Annotated in this window: 2 protein-coding genes; both read right to left on the bottom strand. The window is 42.9% G+C overall.

The window, feature by feature from the left end:
- Positions 1 to 600 (bottom strand): helix-turn-helix transcriptional regulator (locus NWQ57_RS06970; RefSeq protein ID WP_306021421.1); only part of this gene is annotated, 600 nt, incomplete at its 3' end.
- 382 nt (positions 601 to 982) lie between these two features.
- The coding region (locus tag NWQ57_RS06965) for an agmatinase family protein (protein WP_306021420.1) at positions 983 to 2,315 on the bottom strand (1,333 nt) is incomplete at its 5' end.

Below are 2,315 nucleotides of genomic sequence, written 5' to 3'. Positions count from 1 at the left end.
GTCAGCTATTGCAAACCCTCTAAATTCATTTACATAAAGTGGTTTTGTATGGTGACCAAGGTTACCTTGTCTCATGACTAAAACGCCCAAAGCTTCGATTCGCTTAACTAAATCTTTATGATAGTCTTCCCAGCTTCCTCGCTTTGGATGAGGCTCAACACCAAGTTCTCTTCGCATATCATTGACTATTTCTAGTACGGGCGTACTTAAATTAAAACGACCCACAATATTCAGAGGCTCTAGTTCCTGATCTTTTACATAGTCCTTGAACCAATTTTGTTTAGATATTGTATTCTGGACAATTTTGTATAATTCAGCGCTCGGCTTTTTTAATGGTTCGCCATCAACAGTTCTTAAATCAGGAATGGGCAATCTGTCTACAGGTTGTTCTTTTAAAAACAAATAGCCAAATGGTACATACGTTTTTTCGGCAAGATCCATTGCTTTACGCATAGTGATTGGTTTTTCACCTTTTTCCCATGCTTTAACTTTATCTTCTGTTGTTTGTAGTTTTGTAGCGAGCATACCCAAAGATAGGTCAGCACGTTCGCGTGCCCACCTAATTAAGTTTGGATTTACTTGTGCGTATGCAGTCGCCATATAAAAATATCTCTCTTCCTTTATCTTATCGTAATCAAAAAATAGCGTTGATAGAAGCGGTTTGTTTATAAATCAGTAAGTTAATACGCCTAAAAATCGTGCGCGGTATTATACAATAACTAGATCCTAGTTATCACGATTTGATAGTAAAATAGGGCATTGGTTCATAGTGATTTGCGTAAATGCTGGATCGTAGTTCGCACTAATTTATATGCAGGCACGATACTATGATCCAGTTATAGGTCGTTTCTGTGGTAATGTGATCTTCCCCCGATTTTGTAAGCACTCAGCTTACAAAAAAAACCACTTATGTGGGTTTTCTTTTAGTTTCACTCAGTACTTCCGTATGCGACGGGGTACTGTGACATCCTTAACCCTCAGGCTATTTTTGCCCGTGACTGACACTTAGTGGATCGAGGTATTGTGTTTGCGTTATACCTTCTTTGCGCATCGCAATGCCAGTCAAACAGGCATGCATAATATAGTTAGCACTTAAAGCTGTTTTGTAACTCACATCGAGGTAAGGCGCTATGTCGAGCATTTCAAAGCCGATAATCTCTGTTTCAGCACAGATACGGCGTACCGTCGTTAGGGCTTCACGCATGCTTAAACCTCCGGGTATCGGCTTACCTGCACCTTCGACAAATGCAGGATCGATTACACTCATGTCAAAAGAAACAAAGGTCTTAGGTGCCGCTGTTTTTGCCTCGGTAATGGCGCTATTCATTACCTTGTCCCAGCCCTGTGCTTCCACTTGTGCCATGGTGTGATAACGTACACCCTGTGTTTGTAACCAGGTCAGGGCCTCTTTATTTTGCGAAGGCCCACGTAAACCAAGCTGGACTAAATTCGAGCCTTTGAGCAAACCATCTTCAAGTAGTCGAGAAACACTTTGTTTATCTGAGAAGGTATGTTCTAGCCCACGCTCTCCACCGTAATGTGCATCCATGTGAACCACACTAATTGAATCAGCACCATATTTGTCACTCATGGCTGCAACGGTTGGGTACATAAGAGTGTGATCGCCACCAATAATGAAAGGTACAACACCCGCGTCGACCATGTCACCAATCTGCTCGCGCACGTGGTCTATACTCAGCTCTGGGCTCATATTATCAACATAAATATTGCCATAATCTGCCATGCTTAAAACCAATGAAGGATCAACGCCGCCAGAAATATCGTAACCGCCTAAGCCGTACATTCCGCGTAATACGGTGGGTGCATTTTTGGAGTCACGCCACCCTGAACCTAAAGCAAGCGGGATACCCACAAAGGCTACTTCTACCTTTCCTGCTTTTAAGTCTTCGGCGCGCACAGCAACTGGGGCATTAGCAAACGTTAAAATACCATCGTCTTCATGGATGTAACGTTGCACACTGAATGGCCCAGGGGTGCGTTTGTATTCATCTAACAGTGCAGGCTGTAGTACTTTTGATTTATTGTATGAGCCTGCTTCTGTATTCATGGGAATAATGCCGGTATCGGCAATGTTAGATAGGGGTTCAAGAATGCCATTATTGACTGGGTCGACCTTATCTTGATCGGTTTGAAATTTGGCTGCTGCCGCTACGTCCATTAAGGCGGCAACGTATACCTTTGCTGCTTGTGCGTCTTTTTGTGCGAGTTGAATCATGACCTTTTCTGCGGTCAGGTTGAACCAACTTAGTTGCTTCGCGTCTTGAATAAAAGCCAATTGCTCGGTGGTTAATAAT

It is taken from the genome of Paraglaciecola sp. (assembly GCF_030730205.1).
Classification (GTDB): domain Bacteria; phylum Pseudomonadota; class Gammaproteobacteria; order Enterobacterales; family Alteromonadaceae; genus Paraglaciecola.
This window is presented reverse-complemented; position numbering and strand designations above follow the sequence as displayed.